The organism is Paraburkholderia sp. BR13444 (assembly GCF_040948755.1).
GTDB lineage: Bacteria > Pseudomonadota > Gammaproteobacteria > Burkholderiales > Burkholderiaceae > Paraburkholderia > Paraburkholderia youngii.
This window is the reverse complement of record NZ_JBFPKM010000024.1, coordinates 43,877-61,891: the sequence shown is the minus strand read 5'-3', so window position 1 is coordinate 61,891 and position 18,015 is coordinate 43,877. Positions and strand designations below refer to the sequence as shown.

12 protein-coding genes are annotated in these 18,015 nt (G+C 66.4%); 10 read left to right on the top strand and 2 right to left on the bottom strand.

Annotation, left to right across the window (positions count from 1 at the left end):
* Nucleotides 1-63: 63 nt before the first annotated feature.
* Nucleotides 64-1,596 (bottom strand): radical SAM protein, encoded by a 1,533-nt coding sequence (locus AB3X95_RS36905; protein WP_368623832.1) that lies wholly within the window; start codon nt 1,594-1,596, stop codon nt 64-66.
* A 71-nt stretch (nt 1,597-1,667) separates the two neighbouring features.
* Nucleotides 1,668-2,777 carry a hypothetical protein gene (locus AB3X95_RS36900; RefSeq protein ID WP_368623831.1) on the bottom strand — a complete coding sequence of 370 codons (1,110 nt, stop codon included), beginning with the start codon at nt 2,775-2,777 and terminating at the stop codon, nt 1,668-1,670.
* Between the two features lie 526 nt (nt 2,778-3,303).
* Between AB3X95_RS36900 and AB3X95_RS36895 the strand changes: the two genes are divergently transcribed.
* The 10 genes from AB3X95_RS36895 to AB3X95_RS36850 are packed head-to-tail and all read left to right on the top strand — an operon-like array spanning nt 3,304 to nt 18,015.
* On the top strand, nt 3,304-4,074 hold the full coding sequence (locus AB3X95_RS36895) for a Coq4 family protein (RefSeq protein WP_176125524.1): 771 nt from the start codon (nt 3,304-3,306) through the stop codon (nt 4,072-4,074).
* A 17-nt stretch (nt 4,075-4,091) separates the two neighbouring features.
* A complete protein-coding gene (locus AB3X95_RS36890) occupies nt 4,092-4,421 on the top strand; it encodes a phosphopantetheine-binding protein (RefSeq protein WP_176368669.1) in 330 nt (109 codons plus the stop codon).
* Nucleotides 4,418-5,335 (top strand): hypothetical protein, encoded by a 918-nt coding sequence (locus AB3X95_RS36885; protein WP_184227774.1) that lies wholly within the window; start codon nt 4,418-4,420, stop codon nt 5,333-5,335. Before AB3X95_RS36890 ends, AB3X95_RS36885 begins: the two co-directional genes overlap by 4 nt.
* Before the next feature lie 26 nt (nt 5,336-5,361).
* On the top strand, nt 5,362-6,444 hold the full coding sequence (locus tag AB3X95_RS36880; RefSeq protein ID WP_368623830.1) for an SDR family oxidoreductase: 1,083 nt from the start codon (nt 5,362-5,364) through the stop codon (nt 6,442-6,444).
* An 18-nt stretch (nt 6,445-6,462) separates the two neighbouring features.
* A complete protein-coding gene (locus tag AB3X95_RS36875; RefSeq protein ID WP_368623829.1) occupies nt 6,463-8,124 on the top strand; it encodes a nucleotidyltransferase domain-containing protein in 1,662 nt (553 codons plus the stop codon).
* Between the two features lie 15 nt (nt 8,125-8,139).
* A complete protein-coding gene (locus AB3X95_RS36870) occupies nt 8,140-10,917 on the top strand; it encodes a phosphoenolpyruvate synthase (protein ID WP_368623828.1) in 2,778 nt (925 codons plus the stop codon).
* Nucleotides 10,918-10,972: 55 nt separating this feature from the next.
* Entirely contained in the window at nt 10,973-11,977 is a 1,005-nt protein-coding gene (locus AB3X95_RS36865) for a fatty acid desaturase (protein ID WP_176125518.1), read from the top strand.
* Between the two features lie 16 nt (nt 11,978-11,993).
* Nucleotides 11,994-13,664 carry a fatty acyl-AMP ligase gene (locus AB3X95_RS36860; RefSeq protein ID WP_368623827.1) on the top strand — a complete coding sequence of 557 codons (1,671 nt, stop codon included), beginning with the start codon at nt 11,994-11,996 and terminating at the stop codon, nt 13,662-13,664.
* 2 nt (nt 13,665-13,666) lie between these two features.
* The gene (locus AB3X95_RS36855; RefSeq protein ID WP_184227798.1) at nt 13,667-14,773 is read left to right on the top strand and encodes an efflux RND transporter periplasmic adaptor subunit; all 1,107 of its coding nucleotides are present in this window, start codon (nt 13,667-13,669) and stop codon (nt 14,771-14,773) included.
* Nucleotides 14,770-18,015: an efflux RND transporter permease subunit gene (locus AB3X95_RS36850; RefSeq protein ID WP_368623826.1), complete on the top strand. Its 3,246-nt coding sequence runs from the start codon at nt 14,770-14,772 to the stop codon at nt 18,013-18,015. Before AB3X95_RS36855 ends, AB3X95_RS36850 begins: the two co-directional genes overlap by 4 nt.

The window sequence follows — 18,015 nt, the reverse complement described above, 5'->3', positions numbered from 1 at the left end:
CCTCCTGCGTTGAAAGTACACGGGCCAGCGGATGGCTGGCCGCTTCGGGCATCACATCCCGCGTCAGGCGCTTTGCTCGATCGGCACAATCTCGATCGGCGTCCAGTCCGGATCGCCGCCGTCCGCGGACGCGCGGTGACAAGCGCGCGCGTGATGGGCCGCTTCGAAGCGTTTCTCGATCCGGTTCAGGATCGACCAATACGCGCCGCGCTCGCCTTGCGCGATCGCTTCGACCAACGCGTCGTTCGCGTTGTAGTTGAACAGGCTCGCATTGGTCCCGAAGAACCGCCGGTCATTGCCGATCAGATCGGCAATGAACTGCTGCGGGTCCGGGCCCAATGCGGTCGGCAGATAAAACACCGGGTGCAGCAGATCGTCGTTGCCTTCGATATGGCCGTGCAGATTCGGATTCCCGGCATGGAGGCCTTCGCGGCGGATCATCTGCTCGAGCTCGGTGCCCGGGAAGATCCTCAGCCCGACCGTGACCGAAACGCGCTCCGGATCGACCCGCTTGATGAACTCGATGGTCTCGCGAGCGGTCTCCTGCGTCTCGCCGGGTGCGCCGAACAGCAGTTCGATGATGTGCTCGAGGCCGTGGCGCTTCGCGGTATTGACCGCATGTTCGATGTCGGGAGCACTGAAGGTGCGGCGCAGTATCTTCAGCATCGTTTCGCTGGCGCTATCGACTCCGAAGTTCATGCCGACGCAACCGGCCGCTTTCATCGCGGCTGCGAGTTCGTCGGGAAACGGCCGCGGCATCCCGTACGCATACCACTGGATTTTTCCGGCGAGCCCGTGCCGGATGATGGCCGCGCACAGCGCCATCGGATGCGCGACGCTCAGATTGAATTCCGAGTCGTTGATGTGAAAGACGTTGACCCCGCGCTCCTCGAGCGATGCCATCTCGGCGACGACGTCATCGGGTTCGCGCATGCGCACCGAGCGGCCTTTGATCAGCGGCTCGACGCAATAGATGCAGGAGCGATTGCAGCCGCGTTTCGTTTCGATGCCGATCTGGCCGCCTTTGGCGAAATAGTGCGGGTTGTTGACCAGCTCGCGTTTGTGAGGCCCTATGCTGGCCAACGGTCCGCATGTGTTGGGCGCGAGCGGCGTAGCGTGCACGCCGGCCGTATCGCGGTAGACCAAGCCAGGTATGTGCGTGAAACTCCTGCCTTCTTCGAGGCAAGTCAGCAGTTCGGGAAAGCTGAATTCGCCTTCCCGAACGATGCCGAAGTCCGCGTCGAGGTACGCAAGCAGTTTTTCCGGCATCACCGAGTAGCCCGCGCCGCCCATCACGATCGGGACCGCGCGCGCACGCCGGAGCATCGCGACGATGTCCCTGATGCGCTCGAGAAAGCTGTAGCCGCTGGAGAAATAGACGTCGTCGGTATTTCGCAGCGTCACCCCCCAGTAATCCGGCGCGGCGGTGCGGCAGTGCTCGGCAATGGCCGCCTCGCAGTCGTCGGAGAAGCACAGGTCGAGCAAGTTGAGCTCGAACCCTGCACGCTCCATCGGCGCCGACAGATAGTCGAAGGCAATCGGCGCAATCGCCGGCTTGATCTGGTTCGTGTTGACGAAGGTGACGCGCTTAGCCATGTTCGATCAGTCTCAGTGGAAAGTTTCGCGAGGGTTCGCGAGGGTTCGCAAGGGGTCGCAGAAACGCGCGGCTAGACGGCGACGTCGATCGACATCTTCTGGCCCGCGCGGGCCACCGTCATCTCGCTCATGAATTCACTGAACCGATGCAGCATCACCGCCGAGAGGTGCTTCGCCTTTTCCTCGCAGTCGGAAAACGCATAGAAGCCCGGACCCGCGCTGCTCATCCCCGCGTACACCGCGCCCTCGCGTTGCATCGTCTCGTCGAACTCACGCATCACGTCGGTCCGGAAGATGCCTTCGAGCACCTTCATGTTGCTCATGCTGTTGAGTTCCCAGCCGTGCTTCAGAAACGCGAACAGGTCGTTGCGATGCAGCGCCGGCCGCAGTTTCTGTTCGATGAAGTTGCGCCACGCGCTGCCATAGCGCTTCTGCCACTCGACGAAATGCGTCGGCACGAAACCGGCCTCGGTGGTGCCGGACATGTCCGCGCCTTCGCCATGCGCACGCAGCGCTTCGGTCGATAGCGTGTCGTAGTTGCCAACGGCGGTGGTCACCCACAGGTTTTCCGAACTCAGGTTGCCGAGGAAACGGCCGTTGCCGTGTTTCTCGTCGACCCAGACCAGACCGCCGAAGAACAGGCACGCTTCGCCGACGCCGGTCTCGAGGCCGAAATACACGTGCTCGTCATCCTTCGCGGTCTCGACGTAGTTGCGGGTGATCATTTCCCACATGTCGTGCGGCGAAAACGGTGAGCCGAACAACGCGTTCAAGCCGGCGAGCGTCGCGGTGTTGAACGACACATTCGAGCCGAAGCCGCTGTGCTGATGCTGAATGCTGCGCAGCCGATCCACACGGATGTCGTCGCGTGCGTAGCCGACCGTTCGCTTGAACAACTCGAGCATGTGCCGCCCGCTTGGTACGTCGCAGCCGCCTTCGCCGTTGTTCGTCTTCGTGACGGTGATCTTGTGTCCGACCGTGCTCGTCGATACGCCGAGTCCGCCGCCGCCGAAGCCGGGCATCATTTGCATGAAGTCGAATACGGCGAAGTGAAGGCGCCCTGGCACCGAGACTTCGGCACGATCGTAGCTCGGCACCGCGTCGCGCTCCCAGTGCGGCAGCACAGTCAGATTCGCCCCCGGCAGGAACTGCCCCGCTTTCGCCTTCCAGGCCTGATTCATTGCTCTACCTCCGTCCTCGTGAGTTCCAGGAATTCCAAAGGGCACCACCCGTTGTTCGCGCTCCTGGTGCACTGTTCGTGCCAGGCATTCTTTGGCTGCGCGAAGTGAGTCCCCGTCAGTGGCAATGACGCAAGCAGGCAGCCAGATTTCAAAGGGCCGGGCGATATATCCAAACGTTTAGATGTTTGGACGTTGGCATGTGAACCGGGCCGCTATCAGACGTCGTGCAGTCGAGCTGCAACCAACAGATCTCTTTCGGATGTTGGCCCGGCACCGACATGCAGGAGGCTGCGAGCGGTTTTCCTCCAACGTGCGTCGGCAATTCGCCGACACCGCTTCAATCTGCGCGATACCCGCCCCGCCTTTTGAGATCTGGGCACTTCGTTCCGTTCTTGCAGGGGATGAGGACGACTTGCGTGGTGCCAACGGATGACTGGCATGAACCCTGCAAAAAGCGTCCGCAAGAAGTGGCACCGGTCGATCGCCACTCGTGACCCGCCCTCTTGATCTTTGCCGGGAGCCGCAGATGACAGCAACTTTGAAGGACGACGCGCTGGCGCGACGCCACATCGATTGGCCGCGCGCGTTGCGAGCGATCAAGGCGTTGAGGGAGAACGTGGACGACATTCAGCATGCCTACGAAGTGATGATCGCGCTCGACGGCGGTCAGATGGAGACGATGTACCAGCGCTTTCTGAGCGAGCCGGGCGCCGGCGCGCTGATTGCGGAGCAGCCGTCGCTGCTCGACACGCTCGCTGATTCCGACACGCTGCTGCGCTTGCCGCCCGGCTCGTTCGGCCGCGCCTACATGGCGATGATGGAGCGCAGCGGCTACAGCGCCGATGGTCTGCTGCAAGCAAGCCGGCTGGCCGCCGGTCTCGAAGAAATCCTGCCGGGCCCGGACCGTCAATGGTTCATCGAGCGCAGCGGCTGCATTCATGACCTGCTGCACGTGTTGACGGGCTATGGACAGGACTGGGCCGGCGAGACCTCGCTTCTCGCCTTCGACTGCGGCCTCGAACCGATGCGCGCGCGCATCGTCGGTCTGCTCGGTACCGCGTTGACCGCGCCGTGGTGGCCGAACTTCTGGGTCCATCGTTTTCTGCGCCGCGCATGGCTGCGTGGCAAGCGCGCGCGCATTCCCCTCTCATACCGCTGGGAAGAAGCGTTGGAACGACCGCTCGCACTCGTCCGCCTGCAACTGGCGATCGAGCCGGTCGCGCTCGCGCATCCCCAGGGCATCCTGGCCGGTGGCCAGACTCTGCCGTGGCGCTACGCCGCGCCGAGCAACGCGTGAACGGAAAGGAACCCAGCATGGCCAGCACACCGAGAAATGCGTCGCTGCGCAACACCGTATTCGGCATCGTACGCACGCAGTTGCTGCGCGTCTGCCGCGAGCATCAGCGCGACTTCAACGCAGAGATTCACCTCGAGAGTTCGCTGATCGCCGATCTCGGCCTCGACTCGCTATCGCTCGTCGAAGCGGTGGTCGCGGTCGAGCAGGCGTTCGGCATCGACCGTCTGCCGCTAGAAGCGTTGAACGAAGAACACGCCGAAACGTATTTCACGGTCGGCTCGCTCGTGGACCTGTGCATCCGGCACGCCGCCATCGGCGTGGACGCCAACGAGGGGATGCGTACATGAGCCCGCGCCTTTCGCTGGCCACCGCGCAGGCAAGACGTGGCCGGCTTGCGGCCGCGGCAGTTGCGCTCGGCAGCACGCTCGGCGGCTTGCCGCTGGCCGCCGAGGCGCTGCCGATCGCCGGCGCGTTCGTCTGCTCGCTGCTGCTCTACGGACGGATCGCCGGCGTCGCCGTTGAACCGGGCTGGCGTGTGCTGGCCGGCCTCGTGTCCTTTCTCCTGCTGTTCGTCCAGCTTCGCTTGATCGACGATCTCGACGATCTCGAACGCGACTATCCCGCCGGGCACGCGCTGTTGGCGCGCCGCGAGGCACGACGCACACGTCTCGTCGCCAGCCTCGCGACCAGCGCGCTGCTGCTCGTTGCACTAAACACCGGCATGGGGCACGCAAGGACGGCCGCCGCTGCCGCCACCGCCCTCGCCTTCGCCGCGCCGTTCGTATTCAAGCGGCTGCTCCCGAGCTGCCCGCTCTTGTGCTTTCCCGCATTCGAGGGGGCGCCCTTCGCGGTCTTCATGTACGGCTATTTCTGGTGGCGCGACATGGCTGGCCGCGAACTGAGCTTCTATGCCGTGATGTGCGTAGCGGGCTCGATGTGGACCGGCTACGAATTCTGGAAGTTCTCGCGCAAAGTCGGCACCACCGCACTGCAGCCCTATCACCTGTCGGCGCGCGAAATCCGCGTCGCGCTGAATGTCCTGCTGATGCTGGCGCTCGGCATCAACGTGTCGCTGTCGCGCCTCGCAGGCCTGTCGCAAACCTATTCGATCTATGCGGCGACGCTGCCACTCGTATGGCTCGTCTGGCTCAACGCGAGCTGGCCGGGCCCCGCGAGCAGGCCGGGCCGGCCACGCTGGGCGGGCACGCGCTTCATCGTCGCCGTCGAGCTCGGACTGCTGGCCGAGATTCTCCTCAAATGACACGCAACCCTGGATGGTCACCCACGATGGATAAGCATGTTCTCGTCACCGGTGCGCGAGGTCTGTTGGGCGCCGAAGTGATCGCCCGGCTCACGGCAATGGGCTACCCGGTCGTCGCATTCTTGCGCTCCGAAGGACCGGTTGTCCGCAACGACGGCACGCCGCTCGCGGCAACCACGTACGACGGCCACACGCCTGCGGCCGGAAGCTTCGCGTGTGTGCGGGGCGACGTCGCCGAACCCCAGCTTGGGCTCGACCCGCACACCTACGAGGCGCTGCGCGCGACGACGGGCGCGATCGTCCACTGTGCCGCGCTGACCAGCTTCGGCCGCAAGCCCGAGGTCTACGACGCGATCAACTTTCGCGGCACCGAGCGCATCGTCGAGTTCGCGCAACCTCGCGACGACGCGCCGATTCCGCTGCTCTACGTGAGCACCGCCTATGTCTGCGGCGAGCGCCCCGGCGTGTTCAGCGAGGACGATCTCGACCTCGGCCAGCGGCTGGGCAACCCGTATGAGCAGAGCAAGTACCGCGCGGAACAATCGGTGCGGGCGGCGATGCGCAGCGGTCTGCCGGCCGCGGTGCTGCGCCCGTCGATCATCGTCGGCGACTCGGCGAGCGGCGTGATCCGCAAGTTCGACACGCTCTACACCGTCGTGCGCCTGACGGCCGCGGGACTCGTGCGCACGATGCCCGGCGACTACGGCGCGACGCTGAACATCGTGCCGATCGACTGGGTCGCCGACTGCGTCGTCGAGGCGCTGGTGAAGTTCCCGCTGGTGCGCGGGCGCACGCTGCATCTGACCTCGGGCACGCCGACCACGCTGCGCGAAATCAACGACGTCTGCGCGGAGTTTCCATCGTTTCACGTGCCTCGCTATGTGCCGCGGCATGTGTTCGACGCCGCCGCGATGAAGCCGCTCGAGCGGCGCTACTACGACGAGGTCGTGAAGCTGTACGAGTCGTACCTGACGCGCCAGGTGCGCTTCGCCCGCGACGCGACCGCCGCGATCCTGCCGGCCCTGCCCCGCGCGACGGGCAAAACGCTGCTGCGCAGGATCTTCCGTTATGGGATCGCGGCGGGCTACTTCGTGCCGCGCACGGCTTGACGCTCAGGGAGCCTAACCATGTTGATGACCGATCCGATGCTCGCCGAGCTCTGGCAAAAAGCGCGCACCGCGTTGAGCGCCCAGTTCGAACAGCGGGCACCGAGCGCCGTCTTTCTCGAAGGCTCGATCGCCGAAGGTTTCGGCAACGAGCGCTCCGATGTCGACTTCGTCGCGATCGTCGATAGCGGGCTGGAGCCGGCCACGATGCCGTACATCCTGTTCATCGACGGCCGCCGCATCGAAGTCAGGTTGCTGAGTCCGGCGCGCCTGCGCCGCGAGCTCGCGCAGGTTCGCGCAGCGCTCGGCAAAGGGCGTCGCGCGGTCGCGCGCCTGTCGTGGAATCTGCTCGAACGGTGCCAGCGCTTCATCGGCGCGCTGCCGATCGACAACCCGGCATTGATCGAAACGCTGCAAGCGGAGCTTGGCCGCGACGCGCTCTGCGAGGCGGTGGCGCTGTGGTTCGAGGATTTCGCGCGCCAGACCGGCCGCTATGCGGTCGCGATGTTCGCGCTCGGCGAGCCCGACTACGCCCGCGCCTGGATCAGGACCGCCGCGTTCCATGCGGCGAAGAGCCATGTGGCGCGGCTCGGCGAGTGCTACATGAGCCCGAAATGGCTGTCGCTGCAACTCGAACGCGCGGCTGTCGACGCGGGTCTCGCCGGCCGTCTGTGGAACTTGCTGCACGCGCCGCGCGAGCATGGCGCCGAAAGCGCGTTCCTCGCGGCGGGGGTCGCGCTGCTCCGCGAGTTTGGCGTCGGCGGCGTGAGCCTCGCGGCGGAGAACGTGCTGATCGGCCCAGGCAAGGACGCCACGACCTGGCAGATCGGCGAACGGGTCCATGTGCTGCGAGGCAGCGACGTCTTTGCGCTCGACGACGAAGCCGCCCAGGCCTGGCGTGCGATCACCTTCGACACCCCATGCACGGCCATCGCCAGCCGTGGCGACGCGCAGGCGGCGAGCCGGCAGCGCGCGCTGATCGCGGACTTCAGCCGGCTGGGTCTCGTCAGCCTGCGCTGGAAGGGCAGCGGAGAAATCCACGCACGACAGCAGGCGACTTCGACGCCGGTGTCCCGTGCGCCGTTGATCTCGATCGACGGCGCACGCCTCGCGGCCGGCCGCGCGAGCGGTGCCCAGTTGCTGCCGATGCCCGCCGGGCGCTTCGCCGAAGCGGGCCTCGAGATGGTCTGGGCCAACATCGGCCTCGAAAATGCGCGTGAGGACGCCCAGGGCGCACTGCGGCGCGGCCAATGGAAGGTGCTCGAGTACGCGCTGCAACGGATGATGCAAACCGCCTGCATGGTCACGCTCGGCGCGCACGGCGTGACGCCGCAGTCCACGATGGAAGAAGCGACGCTCGACGCGATCCGGCTGCTGCCTCTCGATGCGGCGCTGATCGACGGCATCCGCGAACTCGAACAGTGCTCGATCGGATCGGCACCGGATGCCGAGCGTTACGTCGCGCTCGCCGATGAACTCGCGCAGCGTCTGCGCAACCTCGGCGGCGACCCGCAGTTTCCGGCGAGCTTCGATACGGCGTCGGGCTGGCGCGGCACGATCCACGCCGCCTACGACTGGATCAACCTCGGTGCGCATCTGCACGCGCGCTTTCCGCAGACCGCTCACGGCGGGCGCGGTACCGCCGAGGAAGCAAGAGACCTGCTCGCTTCGTCGAGCACCTGAGCAACGGGGACCTCAATGAATTTCGACACCATTGCGCGCGCATGCGGCGAGTTCGAAGCGGGCAAGAGCTACGCACAGCACGAGAGCTTCGACGCAAGCAGCAGGGCCGGCCCAACGGCATCGCCACGTTTGATCCTCACCGCGGCAAGTCCCGCCGAAGCCATCGAGCGGCTCGCCGGCAACAAGGGACGATCGCTCCATCGGCTGGCGAACCTCGGTGTAGCGGTGCCGCACTGGGCGATCCTCGGCACCGACTGCTTTGCGGAGTTCCGCCGCGACGGCGGCCTCGATCAAACCATCGCCACGCTGCTCAGCGACTTCACGCCCGCCAACGCCGCCGCGATCGCGAGCGAGATCCGCGAGGCCGTGCTGACGTGCGACATCAGCGCCGCGTTGCGCGCCGACATTGAACGCGCGCACGAAGCGATCGGAGACGGACCGCTCGCGGTGCGTTCGTCAGGTGTCGAAGAAGACAGCGCGAGCTTCTCGTTCGCAGGCCAGTTCGACACGTTCCTCGATGTACGCGGGCTCGACTCGACACTCGAACACGTGCGCCGGTGCTGGGCCTCCGCGTATTCCGAGCGCTCGCTGCGCTACCGGCATCAGCACGGACTCGACATGGCCGGCGCCGGCATGGCCGTGATCCTGCAGCGCCTCGTGCAAGCGGACACGAGCGGCGTCGTGTTCACGATCAACCCCGCCAACGGCAACCGCGACGAGCTGGTGCTGAGCGCCGTCTACGGGCTCGGCGAAGGACTCGTGTCGGGCGCCGTCGACGCCGACACGATCACCGTGGACCGCCACACCGGGCAGCACAAGCAGGTGGTGATCGGTGAAAAACGCGAGCGTCATGACGGCCGCCACATCCGCGAGGTGCCGGCCGCGCTGCGCGATGCTGCGGCCCTTTCCAACGACGAGATCGAGCGCGTCGTGGCAGCGGCCCGCACGCTCGAAAGCAGGTTCGGCGAGCCGCTCGATATCGAATGGTGTATCGCGGAACACCAGTTGTGGATTCTGCAGGCGCGCCCGGTGACCACGCCGGTCGCACCGGCCGCATCGCGGACCGGCGAATTCCAGCTGTGGGACAACTCCAACATCGTCGAGAACTATCCCGGCGTGACCACGCAGCTGACCTTCACCTTCGCGCAGCACGTCTATGCGCAAGTGTTCCGCGAGTTCTGCCGGCTGCTCGCGATTCCGCACAAGCAGCGGCGCGAGATGGACGGCTTCCTCGGCTCGACGCTCGCGTTCCTGAACGGGCGCGTGTACTACAACCTGCTGCACTGGTACAAGCTTTCCGGGCTCGCGCCATTCCAGGACCTCGGACGCAAGATGATGGAAGTGCAGATGGGCGTCGACGAGCCGCTCGATCTGGCGAGCTTCGCCGAGCTGATCGCGCCGTACAAGGCCGGCTCGCGCGCTGCGCTCGCCTGCATCCGGGCCGTGAGCGGCACGAAGTTCGCGTGGCACTTCGCGCGGCTGGAGCGCAACGTCGAGCGCTTCCGCGCGTTCTTCTATCCGGTCTACGACGAGTTCAACGCGCTCGACTATCGCTCGCTTCCCGCCGATGCCGTCTATGCGCACTACTGCCGCTTCGAGCGGGCGCTGCTGGCACGCTGGGGCATGATGATCGTGCTCGAATCGGCGATCGGTCTCAGTTACGGCGTGCTCAGGCGCCTGATCAAGCGGTGGATCCCCGATGCGCCCGACTGGCTCGAAGTGGCGGTGATCGGCGGCATGGACGACATCGAGTCGATCGAGCCGGTCCGCAGGCTGGCCGCGCTGGCGGAAGCCGTGCGGTCGAAGCCGCGGGTCGATGCGCTGATTCGCAACACGCCGTCAGCCGACGCGTATGCGGCACTGCGCGAATGCGGCGCGCCCGAGATCGTCGCCGACGTCGAGCGCTACCTCGCCGACTTCGCGTACCGCAGCAACAACGAGCTGAAGCTCGAAGAGCCCGATCTGCGCGAAGACCCGGGCGTGCTGTTCGATATGTTGAAGGCCTCGCTCGCGCATGGCGCCGCGACGATCGATCGCAGCGCCACCGAAGCGCGCATCGACGCGTTGTTGCATGAGCGGCTGGGTCCGCTGCAGCGCTGGATTTTTGCCCGCGCACGCGGCCGCGTGCGCGCCGCGATCCGGGCGCGCGAGACCGTGCGCTTTTGCCGTTCGCGCGCGTTCGGGGTCGCGCGCCGGATGTTCCGCGCAATCGGCGAGGGTCTCGCCGCCGACGGCGTGCTGGCCACAGGCCGCGACATCTTCCATCTGCGTCTCGACGAAATTCGCGGCTGCTTCGAAGGCACCGTGTCTCACCGCGAACTGCGCCCGCTCATCGAGCAGCGCAAGCGCGACGACGCGAGCTATCGCGCGATGGATGACCTGCCGCCACGCTTCGTCACGCATGGGCCCGTAGCGGCCTGGCTCAGCAAGCCGGCCAACCTCGCGGCGCTGCACGCGGCGCCCGCCCATGCGGCCGGCGCGACGCTGCGCGGCACGCCTTGCTCGCCGGGCTTTGCCGAAGGGCCCGCGAAGGTCGTGCGCGAAGCGAACGAATTCGACGGCGGCATCCTCGTCACCTATCGGACCGACCCCGGCTGGGTCCCGGTATTCGCGTCGGCGACCGGCCTGCTGATCGAGCGCGGCAGTCCGCTGACCCATGCCGCGATCGTCGCACGCGAAATCGGCATCCCGACCGTCGTACAGATTCCGGGCCTCACCACGTGCGTGCAGTCAGGCATGCAGCTCAAGGTCGACGGCCATAGCGGCGTGATCGAACTGCCCGAGCCGACCTGAAACGAATCCCCACCCCCTTGACCGACCACTGCAACCGCCCCTGAAGGAAACTGCCATGTACCGCCTGCTCAACGATCGTCGCGACCTGCCGCATCTGTGGCTCTACATCGAGTGCGCGCTGATATTCATCCCCGCCGCGGCCGTGCTGTATTGGCTCGGCCACTTTCCCTGGTGGGCGGGCGTGGCCTATGTGCTGGTCTGGAACATGTTCGGCGACCGCTTCACGATGAGCTACCACTGCACGCTGCATCGGCGGCTCTTCAGGAAGAAGTACCGCACGCTCGAAATCCTGCTCGACTGGGTGCTGTGCCCGTTCTTCGGCCAGACGCCGGGCACGTTCTATGTCCATCACATGGGCATGCATCACATCGATGACAACCTGCCACGCGACCTGAGTTCGACGATGCGGTTTCAGCGCGATAGCGTCATCGGCTTTCTGCATTACTACCTGCGCTTCGCCGCGCTGGTGCCGGTCGAGCTCAGCGTCTATCTGTGGCGCTCGCGCAATACGAAGCTGATGCGGCAACTGCTCGTCGGTGAGATCGCGTTCTATGCAGCGATCGGCGCGGCCGCGTACTGGAACCTGCGGGCGACGCTCGTCGTGTTCGTGTTCCCGTTCGTATTCGTGCGGCTGATGATGATGATCGGCAACTGGGTCCAGCACGCGTTCATCGACCCCGATCATCCGGACAACCCGTACACGAGCAGCACCAATACGATCGACTCGCGTTTCAATGCGCGCGTCTTCAACGCCGGTTATCACATCTACCACCACGTCCGCAAAGGCACGCACTTCAGCGAGCTCACGAAGGAGTTCGCCGCGAACCTGGAGAAGTACGGTCACGAGGACGCAGTCGTGTTCGATCGCATCGACATCGCGCAGATCTGGCTGCTGCTCGTCACGCGTCAGCACCGCAAGCTCGCCAGGCATTTCGTGCGCTTGCCGGGCGCGCCGGTGCGCAGCGACGACGAGGTGGTCGCGCTCTTGCGTCGCCGTCTGCAGCCGATCCGCGACTGGTCGCCCGCTGCTTCGCTCGATCACGGAATCTCGACCAAGTAAGCGGGGAGCCGTCACCATGAACCTGACGCTAGTCGATGCCGTTTCAGCGCTGCCGCGCGGCGACGCTCGAGGCCTTCGTTTTGTCTCCTCGCACGGCGACGAGCACTACTATCCGTACGACGCGCTCGAGCGCGAGGCACGCAAGCGTGCACAAAAGCTCGTGGCACTGGGCCTGAACAAGGGCGACCGTATCGCGCTCGTGATCCTCGACCCGGAAGCGTTCATCCTGAGCTTCCTCGGCGCGTCGTTCGCCGGTCTGGTGCCGGTCCCGATCTTTCCGCGCGGAAGCCTGAACTTCAGAACCCGCGCACGCTACGCCGAAACCGTCAGTCACATCGTGCGCTCGGCAGGCGCGCGGATGCTGCTCACGTCGAACTCGACACGCGAGACCATCGAGGACGTGCTGGCCGCCGACACCGGCCTCGAACGCATCGTGACCGTCGAAGCGCTGCTCGACGGCGAGCCGCCCGCCTGCGATTTGCCGGCGCTGCATCCCGATGACCTGTGCTTTCTGCAATACACGTCGGGCAGTACGTCGCTGCCGAAAGGCGTGATGGTCACGCATCGCAATCTGATCGCGAATGCAACAGCGTTCCTCGGACCGCGCGGCATCGATCTGCACGAGCGGGATGTCTATGTGAGCTGGCTGCCGCTGCACCACGACATGGGACTCATCAGCGTGCTGGGCGCGCTGATCTGCGACTTGCCGAGCGTGCTGCTATCAACCGAAGCATTCGTGCGCCGGCCCGGCCTCTGGATGGAGGCGATCACGAAGTACCGCGGCACGATCAGCTTCGCGCCGAACTTCGCGTATGCGCTCGCCGCGCGCCGCACGCGCGACCAGGACCTCGAAGGCCTCGACCTGAGTCGGCTGCGTGTGGCCGGCTGCGGTGCCGAGCCGATCAATGCACAAGCGCTGCGCCAGTTTTGCGCGCGCTTCGAGCCGGCCGGTTTTCGCGCCGAAGCATTGCTGCCGTGCTACGGGATGGCCGAGGCAACGCTCGCGATCACGTTTCACGACCACGGCCAGCCGATCGTCACCGACGTCGTCTATGCGGCACCGCTGGGGCTCGGTCGAGCGATACCGGCCGCGCGTGATACCAGCTTGCGCACGATCGAACTGGTCGGCTGCGGCCATTGCTTTCCCGGACACGAGCTGCGGATCGTCGACGAATCCGGGCGGGAGTTGCCCGAACGCTGCGTCGGCGAGATCGTCACGCGCGGGCCCAGCATCACCGTGGGCTACTACGGCCTCACCGAAGCGAGCGCCGACGCGTACCGCGACGGCTGGCTGCAGACCGGCGATCTCGGCTACGTCGCGGGCGACCAGCTCTATATCTGCGGCCGCAGCAAGGACCTGATCGTGATTCACGGCTCGAACCTCTATCCGCAGGACATCGAATGGGCGGTGGCCGAGTTGCCGAGCGTGCAAAGCCGCGGCGTGATCGCGTTCGGCGTGATGCGCGACGGCGACGAGACGCTGGTCGTCTGCGCCGAGGGCAAGCCCGCGGAGGCCACGGCGCTGCGCCGTGCGATCGCGCAGAAGGTCGCCGAATGCGCGGGCCTGCAGGTCGGTCACGTCGCGATCGTGCAGGCGGGCAGCTTGCCGCGGACTTCGAGCGGCAAGGTGCAGCGCCGCCGGACCAAGGCGCAGTTCGAAGCCGGCGAGCTGGAGGAACACTCGTGAGCATGCGCTGGCGCGAGATCATGCTGACGGTGTCGGGCGCGCTCGCGCTCGCCGCCTGTCACGCGAAAGAAGCCGAGGTGACGCTGCCGCGCCCAGTCATCGCGGTGGTCGTGCATCGGGACAGCAAGCCGGTGCTCGCGACGCTGCCGGGCGAAGTCAACGCACGCTATGCGACGCCGCTGTCGTTTCGCGTCGCCGGCAAGCTGGTCGAGCGGAAGGTGCGGCTCGGCGATACGGTCACGGCCGGCCAGGTGATCGCGCGGCTCGATGCCGACGACGCGCAGCGCAGCCTCGCGAGCGCGCAGGCCCAATTGATGGCGGCACAGCATCGGCTCACCTTCGCCGAGCAGCAACTCGATCGCGACCGGGCGCAGGCGCAGGAGCAGCTGATCTCGACGGCGCAGCTGGAGCAGACCCAGGATGCGTATGTGGCGGCCGCCGCGCAGCGCGATCAGGCGGTACAGCAGTTCGCGCTGCTGAAGAATCAGACCCAATACACGGTCCTCACGGCGGACCATGCCGGCGTCGTCACCGCCGAAGACGCCGATACCGGGCAGAACGTCGCGGCGGGACAGCCGGTCTACCACCTCGCGTGGTCCGGCGAGGTCGATATCCTCTGCGACGTGCCCGAGAGCCTGCTGAACGCGCTGGCGGTCGGCAGCGCGGCCAGCGTGTCGCTGCCGGCCGTCACGGACCGACGCTTCACCGCGCACGTCCGGGAGCTGTCGCCGGCAGCAGACCCCGGCAGCCGCACCTATCGCGCGAAACTGACGCTCGATGCGCCAGGCCCCGAAGTCCGCCTCGGCATGACGGCCACCATCACCTTCGCCGACGCGTCCGGCGAGGCGCAAGCGGACGACCCGATCACGCTGCCCGCCAGCGCGCTCTTTCACGACGGCAATGCGCCGGCCGTCTGGGTCGTGCGGCCCGGCGACGAGGCGCTGGAATTGCGCCGGGTCCAGGTGGGCCGCTATGACGACCGCACGATCTCCGTCGCGCGAGGTCTCACCGATGGCGAGCGCGTCGTGCTGCAAGGCGTGCACACAGTCAGCGCCGGCGAAACCGTGCGCGCGGTCGCGCCGTTGCATCCCGAGGACTTCGCATCATGAGAGCGCTGTTCGGCCAGGGGCCCGACGGAGCGGGCGGCCCCGGTGAACCGGGTGGACCGCGGCGGCCAGCAGCGGACGACACCGGCCGCTTCAATCTGTCCGCGTGGGCGATCCGCAACCAGGCGCTCGTCTTTTTCGCCGTCGTGCTCGCGACGCTGTTCGGCGTGCTCGCCTATTCGCGGCTCGGACAATCGGAGGACCCGCCGTTCACGTTCCGCGCGATGGTGATCCGCACCTTCTGGCCCGGCGCGACCGCGCGCCAGGTCGAGGAGCAGGTGACCGACCGGATCGGCCGCAAGCTGCAGGAGACGCCGCATCTCGACTATCTGCGCAGCTACTCGCGTCCGGGCGAATCGCTGATCGTCTTCACGATGAAAGACTCCGCGCCGGTGAGCGAGGTGCGCGACACGTGGTACGAGGTGCGCAAGAAAATCGGCGACATCGCGGATACGCTGCCGCCCGGCGTGCGCGGGCCGTACTTCGACGACGAATTCGGCGACGTCTACACGAACATCTATTCGCTCGCCGGCGACGGCTTCTCGCCGGCCCAACTGCACGACTATGCGGACGAACTGCGCGGCGTGCTGCTGCGTGTGCCCGGTGTCGCGAAAGTCGATTATTTCGGCGACCCCGACGAGCACATCACGATCGAGATTCCCAACGCGCAATTGACGCGCCTCAGCATCACGCCGCAACAACTCGCGCGGGCGATCAACGCGCAAAACGCGGTCACGCCGAGCGGCACGCTCACCACCGCGTTCGATCGCGTGTTCGTGCGTCCGAGCGGGCAGTTCACCGACCTGACGGCGATGAGCGACACGCTGATCGACATCAATCACCGCCTCGTTCGTCTTGGCGACATTGCGACGATCAAGCGCGGCTACGACGATCCGCCGGTCTCGCAGGTTCGCACCAACGGCCGCCCGGTGCTCGCCATCGGCATCACGATGCAGACTGGCGGCGATGTGATTCAGCTCGGCAAGCTGCTCGACGCGAAGACGGCCGAATTGCGCGCGCGTCTGCCCGCGGGGCTCGAACTCCTCCAGGTGTCGAGCATGCCGCACGCGGTCTCGCACTCGGTCAACGGCTTTCTGCGCGCCGCCGCCGAAGCGATCGTGATCGTGCTGGCCGTGAGCCTCATCTCATTGGGCTGGCGCGCCGGCGTGGTTGTGGCGATCTCGATCCCGGTCGTGCTCGCGGTCACCGCGCTATGCATGAATGGGTTCGATATCGGCCTGCACAAGATCTCGCTCGGCACGCTGGTCCTCGCACTGGGGCTGCTCGTCGACGATGCGATCATCGCGGTCGAGATGATGGCAGTGAAGCTCGAACAGGGATGGGGCCGCGCGAGGGCCGCGGCGTTCGCCTACAGCAGCTCCGCGTTTCCGATGCTGACGGGAACCCTGGTCACGGTGGCGGGATTCCTGCCGATCGCGCTGGCGAAATCGGCCACTGGCGAATACACGCGCTCGATCTTTCAGGTGTCCGCGATTGCGCTGGTTGCTTCGTGGTTCGCGGCGGTCGTGCTGATTCCGTTGCTCGGCTATCACCTGCTGCCCGAACGCAAGGACATCGCGCGCGAGACGCCGCCTCGGCGCGCGCTTCGCAAGTTGCGCCGGCGCGACGACGCGCAGACGCGCCGCGCCCCGCTGGCGGCGCCCCGCGCGCCCCGCTTTCATGACCGCCTGCGCGACTGCATCGCGTGGTGCGTGAAGCGCCGCCTCGTCGTGATTGGCGTCACGGCTGCGCTGTTCGTCGTCGCGTTGGCCGGCTTCGCGCTCGTGCCGCAACAGTTCTTCCCGAGCTCCGAGCGTCCCGAGCTGCTCGTCGACCTGCGGCTGCCCGAAGGTGCGTCGTTCGAAGCGACGCTGCGCGAAGCCGCGCGCCTCGAAAAGACGCTAGCCGGCCGGCCCGAGATCGATCATCTGGTCGACTTCGTCGGCACGGGCGCGCCGCGCTTCTATCTGCCACTCGACGTCCAGATGCCCCAGCCGAACTTCGCGCAGCTCGTGATCACCGCCAGGTCCGTCGACGACCGCGAAAAGCTCGAACGCTGGCTCGCGAGCACGCTGCAAAACAGCTTTCCCGCCGTGCGTGCGCGCGTTTCGCCGCTGCAGACGGGCCCCTCGGTCGGCTATCCGGTGCAGTTTCGCGTCAGCGGGAACGACCTCGCCACCGTGCGGGAAATCGCGGAAAAAGTCGCGGCGACGATGAAGGCCGATGCCCGCACGACGGGCGTGCATTTCGACTGGGACGAACCCGGCGAACGCTCGCTGCGCTTCGAGATCGACCAGCAGAAGGCGCGCGAGCTCGGTGTCACGTCGGAAGACGTGGCGAGCTTCCTCGCGATGACGCTGTCGGGCTATACGTTCACGCAGTACCGGGTGCGCGACCGGTTGATCAGCGTCGACCTGCGCGCGCCGCAGCGTGAGCGGGTCGATCCCGCCGAGATCGTGAACCTCGCGATGCCGACGCCGAACGGCCCGGTTCCGCTCGGCACGCTCGCACACCTGCACAACGAACTCGAATACGGGGTGATCTGGGACCGCGACCGTCAACCGACGATCACGGTCCAGGCCGACGTGCGCGGCAACGCGCTGGAGCTCGACGTGACCCAGGCGATCGATCGGACGCTTGCGCCGCTGCGCGCGTCGCTGCCGATCGGCTACCGGATCGAGACCGGCGGCGCGGGCGAGATCAGCGGCAACGCGCAGGCGTCGGTGATCGCGCAACTGCCGCTGATGCTCGTGGTGGTGCTGACGCTGCTGATGATTCAACTGCGCAGCTTCGCGCGCGTGCTGATGGTCGTGCTCACCGCGCCGCTGGGCCTGATCGGCGTGGTCGCCGCACTGCTGCTGTTCGGCAAGCCGTTCGGCTTCGTCGCGATGCTCGGCGTCATTGCGATGTCCGGAATCATCATGCGCAACTCGGTGATTCTCGTCGATCAGATCGAACGCAATATCGCCGCAGGCCAGGGGCGCTTCGATGCGATCGTAAGCGCCACGGTCCGGCGCTTCCGCCCGATCATGCTGACCGCCGCGGCCGCCGTGCTCGCGCTGATCCCGCTGCTGCAATCGGCCTTCTTCGGACCGATGGCGACCGCACTGATGGGCGGCATCACAGGCGCCACCGTGCTGACGCTGTTCTTCGTTCCTGCGCTCTACGCAACCGCGTTCAAGGTGCGGCACTTCGAACGCGGGGTGCGAACCGCGTCCTCGACAATCGAATACACGTGGAGCTGA